15 protein-coding genes and 1 riboswitch are annotated in these 16,335 nt (G+C 69.0%); of the genes, 5 read left to right on the top strand and 10 right to left on the bottom strand.

What is annotated here, in order from left to right:
- Positions 1-290 precede the first annotated feature (290 nt).
- Positions 291-731, top strand: a complete 441-nt coding sequence (locus ACFYYR_RS13040; RefSeq protein ID WP_388850924.1) for a hypothetical protein — start codon at positions 291-293, stop codon at positions 729-731.
- A 59-nt stretch (positions 732-790) separates the two neighbouring features.
- Here ACFYYR_RS13040 and ACFYYR_RS13035 read toward each other — a convergent pair whose 3' ends face one another.
- Positions 791-1,183 carry a type II toxin-antitoxin system VapC family toxin gene (locus tag ACFYYR_RS13035; RefSeq protein WP_388850921.1) on the bottom strand — a complete coding sequence of 131 codons (393 nt, stop codon included), beginning with the start codon at positions 1,181-1,183 and terminating at the stop codon, positions 791-793.
- The gene (locus ACFYYR_RS13030) at positions 1,180-1,410 is read right to left on the bottom strand and encodes a hypothetical protein (protein WP_388850918.1); all 231 of its coding nucleotides are present in this window, start codon (positions 1,408-1,410) and stop codon (positions 1,180-1,182) included. Before ACFYYR_RS13030 ends, ACFYYR_RS13035 begins: the two co-directional genes overlap by 4 nt.
- Positions 1,411-1,760: 350 nt before the next feature.
- Between ACFYYR_RS13030 and ACFYYR_RS13025 the strand changes: the two genes are divergently transcribed.
- Positions 1,761-2,030, top strand: a complete 270-nt coding sequence (locus tag ACFYYR_RS13025) for a hypothetical protein (protein WP_388850915.1) — start codon at positions 1,761-1,763, stop codon at positions 2,028-2,030.
- A gap of 317 nt (positions 2,031-2,347) precedes the next feature.
- On the opposite strand, the gene ACFYYR_RS13020 is transcribed toward ACFYYR_RS13025, so the two are convergent.
- Both ACFYYR_RS13020 and ACFYYR_RS13015 read right to left on the bottom strand, forming a co-directional pair.
- Entirely contained in the window at positions 2,348-3,544 is a 1,197-nt protein-coding gene (locus ACFYYR_RS13020; protein WP_388850912.1) for a DGQHR domain-containing protein, read from the bottom strand.
- Between the two features lie 655 nt (positions 3,545-4,199).
- Positions 4,200-5,621 (bottom strand): hypothetical protein, encoded by a 1,422-nt coding sequence (locus ACFYYR_RS13015; RefSeq protein ID WP_388850909.1) that lies wholly within the window; start codon positions 5,619-5,621, stop codon positions 4,200-4,202.
- A 581-nt stretch (positions 5,622-6,202) separates the two neighbouring features.
- On the opposite strand from ACFYYR_RS13015, the gene ACFYYR_RS13010 reads away from it, so the two are divergent.
- Complete coding sequence (locus ACFYYR_RS13010; protein WP_388850906.1) at positions 6,203-7,444, top strand: hypothetical protein; 1,242 nt, start codon at positions 6,203-6,205, stop codon at positions 7,442-7,444.
- A 1,305-nt stretch (positions 7,445-8,749) separates the two neighbouring features.
- Here ACFYYR_RS13010 and ACFYYR_RS13005 read toward each other — a convergent pair.
- The 6 genes from ACFYYR_RS13005 to gcvT all read right to left on the bottom strand — a co-directional run bounded on the left by ACFYYR_RS13005 (position 8,750) and on the right by gcvT (position 14,118).
- Entirely contained in the window at positions 8,750-9,142 is a 393-nt protein-coding gene (locus ACFYYR_RS13005; RefSeq protein WP_388850903.1) for a type II toxin-antitoxin system VapC family toxin, read from the bottom strand.
- A complete protein-coding gene (locus ACFYYR_RS13000; RefSeq protein ID WP_388850900.1) occupies positions 9,139-9,411 on the bottom strand; it encodes a hypothetical protein in 273 nt (90 codons plus the stop codon). Before ACFYYR_RS13000 ends, ACFYYR_RS13005 begins: the two co-directional genes overlap by 4 nt.
- A 255-nt stretch (positions 9,412-9,666) precedes the next feature.
- Complete coding sequence (locus ACFYYR_RS12995; RefSeq protein ID WP_388850897.1) at positions 9,667-11,049, bottom strand: L-serine ammonia-lyase; 1,383 nt, start codon at positions 11,047-11,049, stop codon at positions 9,667-9,669.
- Positions 11,050-11,139: 90 nt separating this feature from the next.
- A complete protein-coding gene (gene glyA / locus ACFYYR_RS12990) occupies positions 11,140-12,405 on the bottom strand; it encodes a serine hydroxymethyltransferase (RefSeq protein WP_388850894.1) in 1,266 nt (421 codons plus the stop codon).
- A gap of 31 nt (positions 12,406-12,436) precedes the next feature.
- Positions 12,437-12,814 (bottom strand): glycine cleavage system protein GcvH, encoded by a 378-nt coding sequence (gene gcvH / locus ACFYYR_RS12985; RefSeq protein ID WP_388850891.1) that lies wholly within the window; start codon positions 12,812-12,814, stop codon positions 12,437-12,439.
- 170 nt (positions 12,815-12,984) lie between these two features.
- On the bottom strand, positions 12,985-14,118 hold the full coding sequence (gcvT, locus tag ACFYYR_RS12980) for a glycine cleavage system aminomethyltransferase GcvT (RefSeq protein WP_388850888.1): 1,134 nt from the start codon (positions 14,116-14,118) through the stop codon (positions 12,985-12,987).
- Between the two features lie 158 nt (positions 14,119-14,276).
- Positions 14,277-14,382, bottom strand: a riboswitch (glycine riboswitch).
- Between the two features lie 143 nt (positions 14,383-14,525).
- Here gcvT and ACFYYR_RS12975 point away from each other — a divergent pair.
- A complete protein-coding gene (locus ACFYYR_RS12975; protein WP_388851384.1) occupies positions 14,526-15,230 on the top strand; it encodes an AAA family ATPase in 705 nt (234 codons plus the stop codon).
- 231 nt (positions 15,231-15,461) lie between these two features.
- Positions 15,462-16,244: an enhanced serine sensitivity protein SseB gene (locus ACFYYR_RS12970; protein ID WP_388851381.1), complete on the top strand. Its 783-nt coding sequence runs from the start codon at positions 15,462-15,464 to the stop codon at positions 16,242-16,244.
- The last annotated feature ends 91 nt before the right edge of the window (positions 16,245-16,335 follow it).

Below are 16,335 nucleotides of genomic sequence, written 5' to 3'. Positions count from 1 at the left end.
CCCGGCATGCTCCGAGCGCGCTGTGTGGCTTCGGCCGGCTCCGAGCCCACCGCATGCCGCCGCCCGCGGTGAACCGCCCCGTACGCCACCGCGTCTGACCTCCCGAACGGCCGCGGGGGCACGGGGAGACCCGCGGAGCGGAGACACGGGGAAGACCCCTCGGGGGCACGGGGACCCGCGGAGACGACCCACGGGGGGCATGGGGAAACCCGCGGGGGCTTGGGGAGACCCGCGGGGGCACGGGAAGAGAGGAGACGCCGATGCGCCGGAGCCCGGCCAGGAGAAGCCCGGTGGCGATCGGGGCCGCAGCGGCGGCCGCCGCGGTCGTCGCCCTCGCCACATGGTACGTCGTCGACACGGTGCGAGAGGTGGACCAGGACCTCGACCACCGCATCGCCCGGAAGGTCCCGTGCACCGAAGGCATGCGCTTCGCCGGTCTCGACGGTCTGCCTCCGGGCGCCCGCGACAGCCGGTGCCGGATGTTGAGCGGCATCGACACGCTGTACGACGTCCGCTTCCGCATCCCCCGCACCGACCTCACGGCCTGGCTGGAACGCACCTACCCGCACACGAAACTGACTGCAGACGCCTGCCTCCAACACAAGGCAGACGCCTGTGCCCAGTTTTCCCCCGCCCCCGCGTCCGGCGCGAAGGCCCACGTCATCGACCTGAACGTCACCTACGAGAGCGGCAACAGCGCCCGGGTGCGCTTCGCGCCCTTCACGACGTAGACGGGGCGGGGCGTCATGGATGCGGTCTTACCGACCGGCAGAGAGCCCGGGACGGGGAGTCAGATCTTCACGACCCGGGTGCCGTGACCGCACAACATCGGCAGGTCCTCGGGGTCGGAAGTCAGTACGGTCACCGGCGCGGGCGACGCCAGGGCGGTGGCGGCCACGAGGGCGTCGAGTGCGTACTTGTGGCCGTGCAGCCCGGTCGCGGCGAGCAGTTTGCTCGCGTGGCGGGCGATGGCCTCGGTGGGCGGCACGATGTTCACGCGGGAGACCGCGTGGTCGAAACGGGCCTGATGCACCCGGGGATCCCGGGCCTCGACGAGGGTGACGGAGCTGATGACCACCCGGATGTCCTCGGCCTCGGCTGCGGCCAGCCACTCGGTGAGCTCGGGAGAGCGGACCACCAGCCGGGACAGCCCTTCACAGTCGAGGAGCAGCGTCCCGCTCACGCGGCGTCCGCCGATCCGCCGGCGTCACCCCGGAGCAAGGCTCGCTTGGCCTCGACCGCTGCCGGGTCGATTGGACCGTGCTCGACCTCGGCATCTTCGATGAGCTCACGCAGCCGGTCCCGTTCGAGTTGCCGCTGGATGAGCGATTCGACATACGCGGACATGCCGCGCTTGCCGGTGCGCTCCCTGAGCGCGGCGATCGTGCCTTCGTGCAGGGAGACGGACACGGGCCGGACCGGGCCCTCGCCGGGGCAGGTGAAGTCGCCATGCCGACGATTTTAACAACTTGTTTGTTATTCGGCAGGGGCTCTAGGGGAGCGGGTGAGCCCCTACTCGCAGGGCGCCATCGAAGCAGCAGGTCAGGGCCCTGAACGCCGGTGGTGTGGCCCCTCCCGTCACGACCCTCGACGGTTGGCCGGGCGAAAGCCTCGCCCCAGATACGGTGCGCCATGGCAGCCAGGCGAATAGCTTCGCGAAGGATCTCCGCCTCGGGAATTCCGCGGCGCCCGCGCCGGCCTGAGAGATCTCTTCGCCTCGGGCGCCGCGAATCGCATCATCCATGTTGGAGGGAATTGCCATGGTGAGTGACTTTTTTCGCCTCTATATCGAGACGATGGACTACCGGGACGGCGTGGCCTATTACGCATTCATCGATGGTGTACCTGCGAGGCAGGTCACGAACGTAGGTCACCTATGGCTGAGTTCACGCCGAGACCACCACCCGGCGGTGGGGCCGCTGCTCACGGACCAGTTGCTGCAGCCAGGCGAGTTCAGTGAAGGCGATCGAACCACAGCCGAGGAGTTCGAAGAGGCATGGCGCCGTGCGATCGAGCAGGAGGAGGTCTGACCATCGAACACCGGACGGGAGATCTTCGCGGCGCAAGCTGCGCCGGCCACACGGGTGCGATTGCGCGGGCGTAGCAGGTCGGATTTGCCGTAGACCTTGAGGAGCGGTGCTCGGAGCCGCCACAGCAAGGCCGCGCCACGGTGGCAGGTCGCCCCTGCGAGGCGCGGTGATGCCCGGTGGGCTTCGGTGCCGCGTGATTTCAAATACTGGCTGGCCTTCCATGTGGTGGAGGCCCCTCGCCAAGGCGGGGTCCTCCACCGTTGCCGTTTGCCGGGCTCAGATCTGACTCCCTTGTCGCTCCGGGGCTGTCTGCGCTATCAGAGTTGGATGGATTCCGCAGGGGAGGGCAGGCGGCTCTGGATCAACAAGCCGAGCCGCCTCCTGCCGGCGTCGCCGCTGAATCCCGAGGCAACCGAACCGACCTTCCAGAAGTCGGCGCCCGAGCGGGTCGACAGTTGGCCGTCATTGTCGACGGACTCGCCTTCCAGTGTGGGAAGGTCCTTCATGACCTCCGTGTACGCTCCGGGCTGGCCGAGTCGTCCGCCAACGCTGCGGACGACTTCAACGACTTGGGGCAGTACACGGTGCAACGCGACGGCCCCGTTGCCCTTTTGGAGAACGTAGTCCGATGCTTCCTCAAAGGGCTCGGGCATGACCTGCTTGATTCCCGACCAATAGGCGTTGAGGACGGCCGCGACGGTAGCGGCATCCGCTCGTCTGAAGGACGGCATGTCCAGCACCGGCTTGAGGGAACGAGCGAACTGCGGCTTGGGGATGGTCACCCCGTCGCCCCTGGTCTTGCGCCGGTTGGCATCCTGGAACCGGCCCTGCCATGGGCCGTCGAGCTTTTCCAGCTCGTCAACGACGGCATAGGCCCGGGTGATCCAGTCCCTGTCCTCAGCCGCTAGCATCTCACGGAGCTCGGGATCGGCCTCGGCCATTTTGGTCAACAGCTGCCACGCGAGATCGGTCTTTACGCTGGCGGCGTTCGTGTTGACTTCGTAGAACTCGCGCATCTCCTCGCCCGGGTCGAGGCCCAGGGTGAGACTGATGGGAACAGGGAAATCTTCGAAGTCCACCTGTTCGCTGAGCAGCTGATTCAGCCCGCCCGCCCGGTGCTGACCGTCGTAGATCCACAGCGACAAGTCCTCGGTGAATTCGATACGCCCGGTGCCGATCCAGTTCCCACTTTTGAGGACGGCTTTCTCGTATCCCGCCTGGTCGTCGTCGACCACGATGACCACCCGCTCTTCGTCCATGTCGACCTTGCGGACGTTGACGAGCAGTGGATTGGGCATCCGGCCCTTCTTCTCGTCGTAGTACCGGGCCGCCTTGCGCACCCGGGCCGTGACGGGTGCGCGCTGGTAGCCCTCACCGGTGTCCGGGTCGAAGATATCGACCTCCTGGTGGTCGGACACGGTGACGGCATCAGTGAACGCCTGCAACATGCACGTACCCCGCTGTACACACAGTGCCCCCACGATCTGAATGGTCGCCGCATTCTGCTCGCCCATACGCCCCTCGCGTTTTCAGATTGACGCCACGGGCTGCGGCGTCCAGATCTAAAGCGTGGAACTTCCTCTTAGATCCGTCAGCTGGATCTAAATGACGGATCTAAATTGCGCGTAGAGAGCTGCTCTCTGCCGTTTCTGTTTCCATAAATGACCAGATGTGAGAGGTCTGCGAGAGACTGCGGAGCGATCGCGTTTCCACAGGTCACCGTTCGCGAAACTCTTCGCGATCACCAAGGCCTCCGTCGCCGACCCCGGCAGCTCGCCGGCCACGGTCCCCCTGCGTCTCGTGTCTCGTGAACACCCTCGGCGAACGGTATCTGGCATTCGCCCGCGCCACGCTCAGTCAGCAGCTCAATCCCCGCTTCGACCGTTGGCACGCGGCCTGCGCCTCGCGGGCCACGCGTTCGACGCCGACGACTACATCGATGCCCGTTCCGGACGGGACTTTCCGTACCGCTCCCACCTGTTCCGGTTGGCACCGAACCCACCGGAGTGACATGTACTAACGAACCGTCGAACCAGAAGACACGTTCGATCGAATGGGTGCTGAGCTGTGATTGCGGGGGCTGGCTGGCCCCGTGGATCAGTGCAGGAGGGGCGCGGGCGTGGGCCGCGCCCGAGCTGGGCCCGGAGCATGAAGGGCAATCCCGTCTCCTCAGCGAGACCCCCAACCGCGGTGCGCTTCGGGGCCGTGTGGGCTCCAGCCGTTTAGGTACGGGGCCAGCTCCTCGGGCCTCGGTTCGCGAGCGATGGGCATGGCCGGTAGATGGGTCAGTGGGTCGAGGCTCTGAACGTAGCGGCGTGCCCAGGCCAGCCACCCTCGTGCCGATGCCACCGCCGCTTTGTCTTCCCCAACTGCTGCCTCTTCCAGCCGACGCTCCAGGGCGTTGCAGTACGCGCTCAGGCTCGCCGCTTCCTGCCACTGGCCGGCCTGCGCACGGAGTACCTCGGCGTACTGTTCCTGCGCGGCCAGAGCCTTCGCCTTCTCCATGGCTGCCCGCCAGCGAATCTCGCGGTCCGCCTTCGCCCGCTCTTCGTCCACCTTCCGTTGGGCGTCCTCTACAGCACGGGTCTCGACCTCCCGGAGCACGGCTCCCAGGATGTCCTCCAGCACCCAGCGCTTGCGATCAGCCCAACGGGACTGCCGGCTGGCTTGGCTGTAGCCGATTTCGATCACGAGGCTCTTGGCGCGCTCTGGGTCGGTGGACTGGGGAAACTCCTGCTGGATCGTGACGGTGTAGGTATAGCCGTCCACGGCCAGGTCCAGTTCGCCCTCGCGACGTGAGTAGCTGGAGGGGTAGTGCCGCCCGTTGTACGTGTAGGCACGGCTGCGGTGCCGGGAAGGCACTTCGTGCCCTTTCACCTTGTGCCCGCGGCGTACTGCCTCGGCGGCGAGGCCCTGGAGAAGCAGCAACGATCGACGACGCAGGGGGGCGGGCATGACGAGTCGGGCCTCGTCGTCTTTCAGCGCGGCAACGACCGGATGCGGGGATCGCAACTGAGTGGGTACGCGAACGGGAGGCGCTTCATCTGGCCTCTGCCTCAGTGAGTTGGGGTGAGGGCCCTCAATCAGAGAGATCTGCAGGTCGCGGTTCCACATGCGGAGACTCTCAATGCGCTTGCCCTCAGGGAGGAGGATGTGGCGCTTCGCGTAGTCGATCACCCGGCGCCATTCCGTCACCGTCGCGTCGTCGGGCTCGCTGATGGTGACTCGCCTGTCCTTGGTGAGGAGCTCGATGAGTTCCTTTGCCTTGGACCGACGGGCGAGTGCGACCGGCCTGTCGGCGTAGGACGCCGAGCGGGTTCGGCCTGTCGGCTTTACGTCCCCGGTCTTCTTGTCCGCGGAGTGTGCGGGATCGTCCGGGTGGTGGCCGTGCTGGATGTAGAAAGTGCCTGCCTCGGTGACCCGAGCATCCACCTCGCCCTCGCTGCGCTTGATCGTCACCAGCCCTCGGTCGCGCAACGCATACGCGGTCCGGAACTTGCCGGGGTCCCAGGGCCCCTCGGACTTCCTGCCGTTCGCGAGCCGGCTGAGTAGGGCGAGCTGTCGTTCGTTCAGGGGAGACCAACGATGCATGGGAACAGCTCACTTCGGAGTCGAGCCAGGGGCAATGACTCGTACGAGTGGTCGCTTCTGGCAGCACCGAAAGCCTGCGAGTTCGCGCTGGCCGGACCCCCTGATTGCGTGAGCGCTGCGTGAGCGGACTGGGGTAGCACCAGGAGGGATCAGGCGTCATGCCTGGCGTGGTCGCAAGTCTCTGATCAGCGAAAATGGGATTCGGCGGCACCGCCCACTATCGCTTGGGGTGATCTTGCAGGCCCTCGTAATGCGTAGGCCAAGGGTTCGAATCCCGAAGGCGGCTCTTCCTGGGCCCAGGCCAGATGCCCGTTGACCTGGGGCTATTACTTTCCGTGAAGGGGTCTCGCTGCGTCTGACCGGACCAAGAGTCGCCGCTCGGGGGGAGTTGGCGGATAAACGATGGACAAGCGTGCGGCGGGTGTGCAGAGCGGTGGACGAGTGCGCTGTCGAGAACTGGCCCGTCGCGCCGGAGGCGAAGGGGCTGCGGGTCTGTGTCTCTCGGGCTGTCGACAGCGACGCTGTTGGGGGTTTGCATAAAACGGGCGGGCCGAGCTGGCGGCTGGTGAAGAATCAGCCGGGTGGACAACGAGATCCAGCTGATCAGCGACGGCGACGGACTGACGGTCATCGGGAGTGAGACGGATGTCGAACATTTCCTCGTCTCGGAGGGGCTGTCGTCGAAGGACATCGGATTGCGACGGCTCAAGTCCGTAGCCGGTACTGGGGCTGTGGTCGCGCAGGCAGGTTCGGACATAGCCGCCGAATCCGCTTGCTGGGTGAAGCTGACCCGGGAGTCGGCACAGGTCGTCAAGAAGTACGGGCTGAGGGAAAGCTCGAAGACGGGTCTCAGCACCGGTGTGGTGAAGGGGCCCAAGGGCCAGACCAGAGGCTTCGTCGAATTCGCGAGCGGGCACCGATCGCTTCTGGGTAACCCGGCGGTTCTCGCTCGTGCTGCCGGGGTCATGGCACAGCTCGCGATGCAGCAGACCATGGACGAGATCACCGACTACCTCGCCATGATCGACGAGAAGGTCGACGACGTGCTCCGCGCTCAGGAGGACGCCGCGTTGTCGGAGATGATCGGAGCGGAGCTCGTGATCGAGGAGGCCATGGCCATCCGGGAGCAGGTGGGCCGGGTTTCCGAGATCACGTGGTCGAAGGTGCAGGCCACGCCGGGGACGATTGCCACGACCCAGGTGTACGCGCTGCGTCGACTCGACGCGCTCGCGGAGAAGATGGAGCGCAAGGCCAAGATCGGTGATCTCGCCGAGGCGGCCAAGGCAGCCGAGTCCAAGGCTCAGGAGTGGCTCGCTGTTCTCGCTCGTTGTTTCCAGCTGCAGGACGCGATCGCCGTGCTCGAACTCGACCGGGTGCTGGACGCGGCTCCGGAGGAGCTGGACCGGCACCGCCTCGGGATTCGGATTGCCCGGCAGAATCGGCTGGATCTCATCTCGCGGAGCACCGAGCGTCTGGTGGCCCGGATGAACGCGGCCGCCGGAGCGGCCAACGCGAAGGTGCTGCTGCACCCGACCAAGTCCCCGGCTGTGGTCCAGTCGAGCAACCATGTCGTGACCGGCGTCCACGACTTTCACGGGCGGCTCGGGATCGAGTCCGGTCGCCGGCCGTCGGAGACGAGACGATGGGCAGCCGCGGCGGCGGAGGTGAGGGACAAGGCGCTTGAGACAGGAGCGAAGGGCGTCGGTGCCGCCAGAAACCTCGGCAACGAGACCCTCGACCGGGCCAGCTCGGTCAAGGGCAAGCTCTCCAGCGGGATCGCCGAGCGAGCGCGTCGTCGGCGTGGGGACGAGGGGGGAACGTGACGAGGAAGGCTGAGTGAGCGCCGACCATCAGCCACCTGCACAGCCCGACTACACCCTCAACTGCGAAGAGCCGCATTACCGCGGAGGAACCGGTCGTGAACTTGCGCTTCGGTGCCGGCGTCGGGGACTTCACCCTTGACGTCCAGGAGGAGAGCGTTCAGCTTCTCAAGAGGCATGGGCGGGATCTTCCTGCCTCCCCAAGGCCCCGCCCGCACAGGAGGTCGGCAGGTTCCTTGTGCTTCAAGCCCGACCACGACAGTGCTGTGAAGCCCGGCGTCGGAGCTGAGCGGCCTGGACGTCGCAGCCAGCGGCAAGGACTCCATCGACGCCCGGCGGACCTGGGAGCGGGAGCCGGCGTCCCTCGACATCGGAGGCAAGTCCCTCGTCTTCATGAGGGCCGATGTCGACGAGGGTGAGGGCCGCGAGACGTTCTACGTGGGTCGCCGCGTGGTGCGTGACGAGTAGCTGCAACCCGTTGTGGTCTCCTGGAGTTCGCAGGCCGCGGTGAGGATCACGCAGCATCTGACCGATGCCTACGTCAGGCTGCTGCCCGGCCCCGCCGACATCGACTACCTGGCCGAGACGGCCAGGGCCCGCCCCGTCGTACGCCTCCTCAAGCGGATCTGCCCCAGCCTTGCAGCCCAGGATGTGCTGCGGGGCCTGTTCTCCCGCGGGGCCGCCCTCGGTCGTGCCGCCGAGGGCATTCTGTCGGCCGCCGAACAGGACCTGCTCGCCGTACCCCGCCCGGGAGCCGGTCCAGGTAGCCGTACGGCGCGCTCGCGGGCAGAGCCGAGCCGCGAAGACCTCGTCCTTCTCGATGAGTTGGAGTACGTACTGGGCGGACGCCCCCAGAAGGTGTACGGGCACCTGGTCATCGACGAAGCACAGGATGTCACGCCGATGGAGGCCAGGGCCCTGGCACGTCGCTGCCCCAGCGGTTCGATGACGGTGCTCGGCGACCTCGCGCAGTCGACCGGGCCCTACCTCCACCAGGACTGGGACGGGCTCGGGAAGGCGCTCGCCGGCCGGGACGGATGGCGGGTCACCCAGCTGCTCCCGCGCTGCCCTCACCCGCTCCACCAGCCCTTGCCCGGTCCGCCCCTCTCGGGGCCGGTGATCCGCATGGCAGCCAGCGCCAGATCCGCGTCACCACCGCGCGCGGGCTCCTCCAGGAGCCGTTCTCGTGATTGCGACCTCTCCTCCGGGCGATCTCACTCCCGACACCGATCTGGGTGCGAGCCCGAGAGTGTGGGCGCCGGCCAGAGAGTCGGTATGGTCGCGGCCGACCTGCCACCTCGTGTTGCGTCAGATCTTGACGACGCAGACGCCGGAGCCGCACAGGACCTGGAGGTCCTCCGGATCTGAGGTCAGAATGGTGACCGGGGCAGGTGAGGTCAGCGCGGTGGCGGTCACGATCGCGTCGAGGGCGTACTTGTGGCCATGGAAGCCGACTGCGGCGAGGAGCTTGCTTGCGTGGCGGGCGATGGTTTCGTCGGCCGGGATGACGTTGACGCGGGAGACGGCGTAGTCGAATCGGGCCTGATTGATCTTCGGGTCGCGTGCTTCGACAAGGGTGACGGAGCTGGTGACGACTCGGATGTCCTCGGCCTCTGCGGCGGAAAGCCACTCGGTGAGCTCGGGTGTGCGTCTTACGAGTTTGGACAGGCCCTCGCAGTCCAGGACGAGGGTGCCGCTCACGCCGCGTCCGCCGAGCCGACCGTGTCGCCGCGCAGGAGGGCTCGTTTGGCTTCGACTGCGGCCTGGTCCACGGGTCCGTGCTCGGCTTCGGCGTCTTCGATGAGTTCGCGTAGCCGGTCGCGCTCCAGCTGCCGCTGGATGAGGGCCTCGACGTAGGCGGACATGCCGCGTTTGCCGGTACGTGCCTTGAGCGCTGCGATGGTGCCCTCATGCAGGGAAACGGAGACCGGGCGGATCGGACCTTCACCGGGAGCCGGGGAGGTAGTCATGCGACCAGTTTAGCAAGACTCTTGTTATTTCGCTGGGATGAATCTGCCCTTTGACGCCGCTCGGACGGCGGTGGTCCGGCGTGCGGTGACTGCCGCGAACCTCCAGGTCAGACGCTCGTCTCGAGGGGATTTCCCCGGGGACTTTTCGGGAACTTCAAGCCTGTCCCAGGGACATTCCGGGGACCTCCTGCCACGTATGCAGGGCAGGCCCCGACAGCGCTGAAATCCGCCAACGCGCTGTCAGGGCCTCTTCCCTCAGCACTCGATGACGTTCACCGCGAGTCCGCCCCGCGCCGTCTCCTTGTACTTGACCTTCATGTCCGCGCCCGTGTCCTTCATGGTCTTGATGACCTTGTCGAGGGAGACGTGGTGCCGGCCGTCGCCGCGCAGCGCCATCCGGGCCGCCGTGACGGCCTTGACCGCCGCCATGCCGTTCCGCTCGATGCACGGGATCTGCACCAGGCCGCCCACCGGGTCGCAGGTCAGGCCGAGGTTGTGCTCCATGCCGATCTCGGCGGCGTTCTCCACCTGCTCGGTGCTGCCGCCCATGACCTCCGCCAGGCCGCCGGCCGCCATCGAGCAGGCCGAGCCGACCTCGCCCTGGCAGCCGACCTCGGCGCCGGAGATGGAGGCGTTCTCCTTGAAGAGCATGCCGATGGCGCCCGCGGCGAGGAGGAAGCGGATGATGCCTTCCTCGTCGGCGCCCGGCACGAAGTTCGCGTAGTAGTGCAGCACCGCGGGGATGATCCCGGCCGCGCCGTTGGTGGGGGCGGTGACGACCCGGCCGCCGGCCGCGTTCTCCTCGTTCACGGCCATCGCGTAGAGGGTGATCCACTCCATGGCGCGGGCCGTGGCGTCGCCCTCGGCGCGCAGCTGGCGGGCGGAGTTCGCCGCCCGGCGGCGGACCTTCAGACCGCCCGGCAGGATGCCCTCCCGCGTCATGCCGCGGGTGACGCACGCCTGCATGACCTGCCAGATCTCCAGCAGGCCCGCGCGGATCTCCTCCTCGGTGCGCCAGGCCTTCTCGTTCTCCAGCATCAGCGCCGAGATCGACAGGCCGGTCTCCTGGGAGATCCGCAGCAGCTCGTCACCGGTGCGGAACGGGTACTTCAGCACCGTGTCGTCGAGCTTGATCCGGTCCTCGCCGACGGCGTCCTCGTCGACGACGAAGCCGCCGCCCACCGAGTAGTACGTCTTCTCCAGCAGCGGTGCGCCGGTCTCGTCGTAGGCGTAGAGGGTCATGCCGTTGGCGTGGTACGGCAGGGAGCGGCGGCGGTGCAGGACGAGCTGCGAGGACTCGTCGAAGTCGATCTCGTGCGCCTCGCCGATCTCCGCGCCGAGCAGGCGCAGGCGCTTGGTGCCGCGTATGCGTTCGACCTCGTCGTCGGCGGTCTCGACGTCGACGGTGCGGGGGGAGTGGCCCTCCAGGCCCAGCAGGACGGCCTTGGGGGTGCCGTGGCCGTGGCCGGTGGCGCCGAGCGAGCCGAACAGCTCGGCCCGGACGGAGGCGGTCTGCGCCAGGAGACCGTCCCTCTTCAGGCGCCCGACGAAGATGCGGGCCGCGCGCATGGGGCCGACCGTGTGGGAACTGGACGGGCCGATGCCGATGGAGAAAAGGTCGAAGACGGAGATGGCCACGGTGGCGGACTCCCTTGTCTGTGCTCGTGGTACTGGCGGTGCGGGGCGGGGCACCCGCGTGCAGGATGCGGGTGCCCCGCCTCCGGCCGGTTACTTCTTCAGGCCGGGGTAGAGCGGGTGCTTCTCGGCCAGGGCCGTGACCCGGGCCTTCAGGGCGTCCGCGTCGTAGGACGGCTTCAGCGCCTCGGCGATGACGTCCGCGACCTCGGCGAAGTCCTCCGCCTGGAAGCCGCGGGTGGCCAGCGCGGGGGTGCCGATCCGCAGGCCCGAGGTGACCATCGGGGGCCGCGGGTCGTTCGGGATGGCGTTGCGGTTGACGGTGATGCCCACCTCGTGGAGGCGGTCCTCCGCCTGCTGCCCGTCCAGCTCGGAGTTACGCAGATCCACCAGGACCAGGTGGACGTCCGTGCCGCCGGACAGCACCGAGACACCGGCCTCGGTGACGTCGTCCTTGGTCAGGCGCTCGGCGAGGATCCGGGAGCCGTCCAGCGTGCGCTGCTGGCGCTCCTTGAAGTCCTCGGAGGCCGCGACCTTGAACGACACCGCCTTCGCCGCGATGACGTGCTCCAGCGGGCCGCCCTGCTGACCGGGGAAGACCGCGGAGTTGATCTTCTTGGCGAGGTCGGCGGTGCACAGGATCACGCCGCCGCGGGGGCCGCCCAGCGTCTTGTGGGTGGTCGTGGTCACGACGTGGGCGTGCGGCACCGGGCTCGGGTGCAGCCCCGCGGCCACCAGGCCCGCGAAGTGCGCCATGTCGACCATGAGGTACGCGCCGACCTCGTCGGCGATCCGCCGGAACGCCGCGAAGTCCAGCTGTCGCGGGTAGGCGGACCAGCCCGCGACGATCAGCTTCGGCCGGTGCTCCTTGGCGAGGCGCTCGACCTCGTCCATGTCGACCAGGTTGGTCTTCTCGTCGACGTGGTAGGCGGCCACGTTGTAGAGCTTGCCGGAGAAGTTGATCTTCATGCCGTGGGTCAGGTGCCCGCCGTGGGCGAGGTTCAGACCCAGGATGGTGTCACCGGGGGAGAGCAGGGCGAACATCGCCGCGGCGTTCGCCTGGGCGCCGGAGTGCGGCTGGACGTTGGCGTGCTCGGCCCCGAACAGCTCCTTGATCCGGTCGATCGCGAGCTGCTCGATCACATCGACGTGCTCGCAGCCGCCGTAGTAGCGGCGGCCCGGGTAGCCCTCGGCGTACTTGTTGGTCAGCACCGAGCCCTGCGCCTCGAGGACCGCGACCGGAGCGAAGTTCTCCGAGGCGATCATCTCGAGCGTGGACTGCTGGCGGTCGAGTTCGGCGTCGACGGCGGCGGCGACGTCCGGGTCGAGCTCGTGCAGGGACTGGTTGAGAAGCGACATCAGGATCCCAATCGGGCGACGGGTGGGCGGATCAGTTGCCGGTGAAGGCGGTGTACTCGTCGGCGGAGAGCAGATCCGCCGGCTCGTCACTGACCTTCACCTTGAACAGCCAGCCGCCCTCGAAGGGGGCGGAGTTCACCAGCGCGGGGTCGTCCACGACGTCCTGGTTGATCTCGGTGACCTCGCCGGTGACCGGGGAGTACAGATCGCTGACCGACTTGGTCGACTCCAGCTCACCGCAGGACTCGCCCGCGGTGACGGTGTCGCCGGCCTCCGGGAGCTGGACGTAGACGACGTCACCGAGCGCGTCGGCGGCGTGCGAGGTGATGCCAACGGTCGACACACCGTCCTCGGCGACGGTGAGCCACTCGTGCTCCTTGCTGTAGCGCAGCTGCTGGGGGTTGCTCATGACCTGATTCTCCTGGATGAGGGGGCGTGCTGTGGTGCCGGTCTTGACAGATGGGACGGCGGTGACGAGAGATACCCGACAACCGGTCGGCAGTGGGTGACCGGCCGGTGACAGGCGACGTCGGGGTCGCGCGGACGGGCCGCGACACCGGCGCGCCGCCGGCCGGGACGTCAGCGCTGCCGCTTGTAGAACGGCAGGGCGACGACCTCGTACGGCTCGTGGCTGCCGCGGATGTCCACCGCGACCCCCTCGGTGCCGGGCGCGGCGTACTCGGCGTCCACATAGGCGATGGCGACGGGCTTGCCCAGGGTGGGCGAGGGGGCACCCGAGGTGACCTCGCCGATCACGGTGCCGGAGCCGGCGGCCACCACCGGGTACCCGGCGCGCGGCACCCGGCGGCCCTCGGCGATCAGGCCGACCAGCTTGCGCGGCGGGGCCTCCTCGGCCCGCTTCGCCGCGGCCTCAAGCGCCTCACGGCCGACGAAGCGGCCGTCGTTGGTGGTCTTCTCGAACTTCACGACCCGGCCCAGCCCCGCGTCGAACGGGGTGGTGTCCGTGGTCAGCTCGTGCCCGTACAGCGGCATGCCCGCCTCCAGGCGCAGGGTGTCCCGGCAGGACAGGCCGCACGGCACCAGACCGGCGTCCTTGCCCGCCTCCGTCAGCGCCTGCCACAGCGCCTCGGCGTCACCGGGCGCCACGAACAGCTCGAAACCGTCCTCGCCGGTGTAGCCGGTCCGGGCGATCAGCGCGGACACGCCGGCCACGGTGCCGGGCAGCCCGGCGTAGTACTTCAGCCCGTCCAGGTCGGCGTCGGTCAGCGACTTCAGGATGCCGGGGGACTCCGGGCCCTGGACGGCCAGCAGGGCGTACGCCTCCCGGTCGTCCCGCACGGCGGCGCCCTCGAAGCCGGCCGCGCGCTCGGTCAGCGCGTCCAGCACGACCTGCGCGTTCGAGGCGTTGGCGACGACCATGAACTCCTCGTCGGCCAGCCGGTAGACGATCAGGTCGTCGAGGATGCCGCCCCGGTCGTCACAGATCATGGTGTAGCGGGCGCGGCCGGGGGCGAGCGCGGAGAGATTGCCGACCAGGGAGTAGTCCAGCAGCGCCCCGGCCTCCGGGCCGGTCAGGGTGATCTCACCCATGTGGGAGAGGTCGAAGAGTCCGGCGCGGGTCCGCACCGCCAGGTGCTCGTCGCGCTCGCTGCCGTAGCGCAGCGGCATGTCCCAGCCGGCGAAGTCGGTCATGGTGGCGCCGAGCCCGCGGTGCAGCGCATCGAGGGCGGTACGGCGTGGTGCATCGGTCATGTTCAGGCTCCCAAGCAAGGGTGGCGAGGCTCTGTCGACAACAACACAGCCTCCCCATCTGTCATCGGAACCTGAGAGGTTCGCCACGACCCGGCAGGCGGGTCACGGCTTGCACCTTGGGTGGGACCGCTCCACGGCGGCCCGCTTTTCAGATGTGCCTCGCCTGCGCGGTACGGGGCCTGAGAGATTCAAGGGAGGACTTGCTCCTTCGGCGCTCCGGCGCCCGGCGCACTGCCGGTCCGGAAACTCTCCCGCGCGGGTTACAAGCGGCCGGTATGGAGTTTGCGCGCACATCATTGCACGCCTGTGACACTTTCGGACCCTGCGGGCGGGGGATAAGGCGGTTGTATGGCATTACCTTTTCTTGAAACTCTGCGGCAGCCGCAGTGACCGGACCTGGGAGGACGATCACGGTGCAGAGCCACGGAACGTTTGCGACAGCCTCGGGGGCCGGGCTCGGCGCGGTGCCCCACCAGACGGGCCCGGGCGCCCCGGCCGCCCCGGGCGTCGTCCGCCCCGGCCGCCTGGCCGGTACCACGGAGCTGCGCGGGCGCCCGGCCGCCGCGCTGCGCTACCCCGCCGGGGACGTCCTGGTCGTCTCCGGACTGCCCGGCAGCGGCAAGAGCACCCTGATCCGGCGGGCGGCCGGCGCCCCGGAGCAGGGCGGGGCCCCGGTCCACCGGGTGGACTCGCAGGACACCCGGGACCGCTGGGAGCGCCGGATGCCCGCGCTGCTCCCGTACGCCGTCTACCGCCCCCTCGTCCGCCTGGCGCACTACGCCGGGCTGCGCCGCGCGCTGCGCTCCGGCGAGAGCGTCGTGGTGCACGACTGCGGCAGCCTCGCCTGGGTGCGCCGCTGGCTGGCCCGCGACGCCCGGCGCCGCGGCCGCTCCCTGCACCTCGCGCTGCTCGACGTGGAGCCGCGGGTCGCCCTGGAGGGGCAGGCCTCGCGCGGGCGCGGGGTCTCCGGGTACGCCTTCGCCCGGCACCGGCGCGCCGTGGGGCGGCTGGTCCGGGAGCTGGAGGCCGGGCGGCTGCCGGACGGCTGCGCCTCGGCCGTCCTGCTGGACCGCCGGGCCGCGACCACGCTCTCCGGCATCGGGTTCGACTGACCGGCACCGACGGCCACCGGCCGTCCGCGGCGGCCCCGGACGGTTCCGGAGCGCCCCCGTCCGGAGGATCCGGCCGCGCACGGCGGACGGGACGGCGCGGAATGGCGGAAAGGTCCGGCGCGTCCTGGAGGTTCCCGACAGAAATCCGGGTCCCCCCAGGGGAGCTCCCGGGGCCCGCAACCGCTAGGGTTCCTGTGCAGTTCGGACGAGACGTGGTGGGGCCCGATGAGCATGACGGAGCAGCACAGCTATACCTCGCTTCCCGACGGGGCGACCCCGGGCAGCGGATTCCCCGGCAATGCGCTCGAAGAGGCGCTCGCCGCCTCCGTGGGCGTGGCCGGCGCCGGACCCCGGCTGGTCGAGGTACTCGGCCGCAGCCATGTCTGGGTGCCGCTGCCCAACGGCGGCAGCCGGGAGAGCCGGGACCTGGACCTGCCCACCGTCGAGATCGACGGCGCCGCGTACGTCCCGGTGTTCAGCTCCGAGCAGCAGTTCCTCCAGGTCGTCGGCTCGCACGTCTCGTTCACCGTCGCGCCGGCCCGGGAGTTCGCCCGCGGCCTCCCGCCGCAGCTCGGCATCGCCGTCAACCCGGGCGGGGCCGTCGGGGTTCCGCTGCCGCCCGCCGCCGTCGCCGAGCTGTGCCGGACCGGCCGGACCGAGCTCGACGGGCCCGCCTCGGGCGGCCGGGTGCGGCTCTTCGAGCCCGACTGGCAGGACGAACCCGTCGACTTCCTCGCCGCCGCCGCGGGCGAGTTCGCCGTCACCGGGCTGGTCCGCACCGCCCGCCGCGCTCTCGCCAGCGTCGAGGGCGATGCGCCCGCGCTGTTCGTCGGCGTCGAACTCATCCGCTGCGAACCGGAGGACCGGACCGTGGTGATGGAGGCCCTGGGGCGTGCGCTGGGCGCGGTTCCGGTGCCCTGGCCGGTGCAATTGGTCCTCCTGGACGTCGCGAACGACCCCGTGGGGCACTGGATGCTGGAGCGCGTGCGCCCCTTCCACACCGCGGAGCGCTGAACGCGACCCGTGTGTACCCCCGGTGGTGCACCGGGACGGGCCACCGTCGGCCCGTAAGCTGGTTGGATGACCGGGCGGGAGCGGGACTGCC

The sequence above is a fragment of the Streptomyces sp. NPDC001922 genome (genome assembly GCF_042891165.1).
Taxonomy (GTDB): Bacteria; Actinomycetota; Actinomycetes; order Streptomycetales; family Streptomycetaceae; genus Streptomyces.
This window is presented reverse-complemented; position numbering and strand designations above follow the sequence as displayed.

Bases quoted from the DNA above. Each gene is read 5' to 3' on its own strand.
- ACFYYR_RS13025 (WP_388850915.1), top strand. From the start codon at position 1,761: ATGGTGAGTGACTTTTTTCGCCTCTATATCGAGACGATGGACTACCGG.
- ACFYYR_RS13020 (WP_388850912.1), bottom strand. From the start codon at position 3,544: ATGGGCGAGCAGAATGCGGCGACCATTCAGATCGTGGGGGCACTGTGT.
- ACFYYR_RS13015 (WP_388850909.1), bottom strand. From the start codon at position 5,621: ATGCATCGTTGGTCTCCCCTGAACGAACGACAGCTCGCCCTACTCAGC.
- ACFYYR_RS13000 (WP_388850900.1), bottom strand. From the start codon at position 9,411: ATGACTACCTCCCCGGCTCCCGGTGAAGGTCCGATCCGCCCGGTCTCC.
- glyA (WP_388850894.1), bottom strand. From the start codon at position 12,405: ATGTCGCTTCTCAACCAGTCCCTGCACGAGCTCGACCCGGACGTCGCC.
- gcvH (WP_388850891.1), bottom strand. From the start codon at position 12,814: ATGAGCAACCCCCAGCAGCTGCGCTACAGCAAGGAGCACGAGTGGCTC.
- gcvT (WP_388850888.1), bottom strand. From the start codon at position 14,118: ATGACCGATGCACCACGCCGTACCGCCCTCGATGCGCTGCACCGCGGG.
- ACFYYR_RS12970 (WP_388851381.1), top strand. From the start codon at position 15,462: ATGACGGAGCAGCACAGCTATACCTCGCTTCCCGACGGGGCGACCCCG.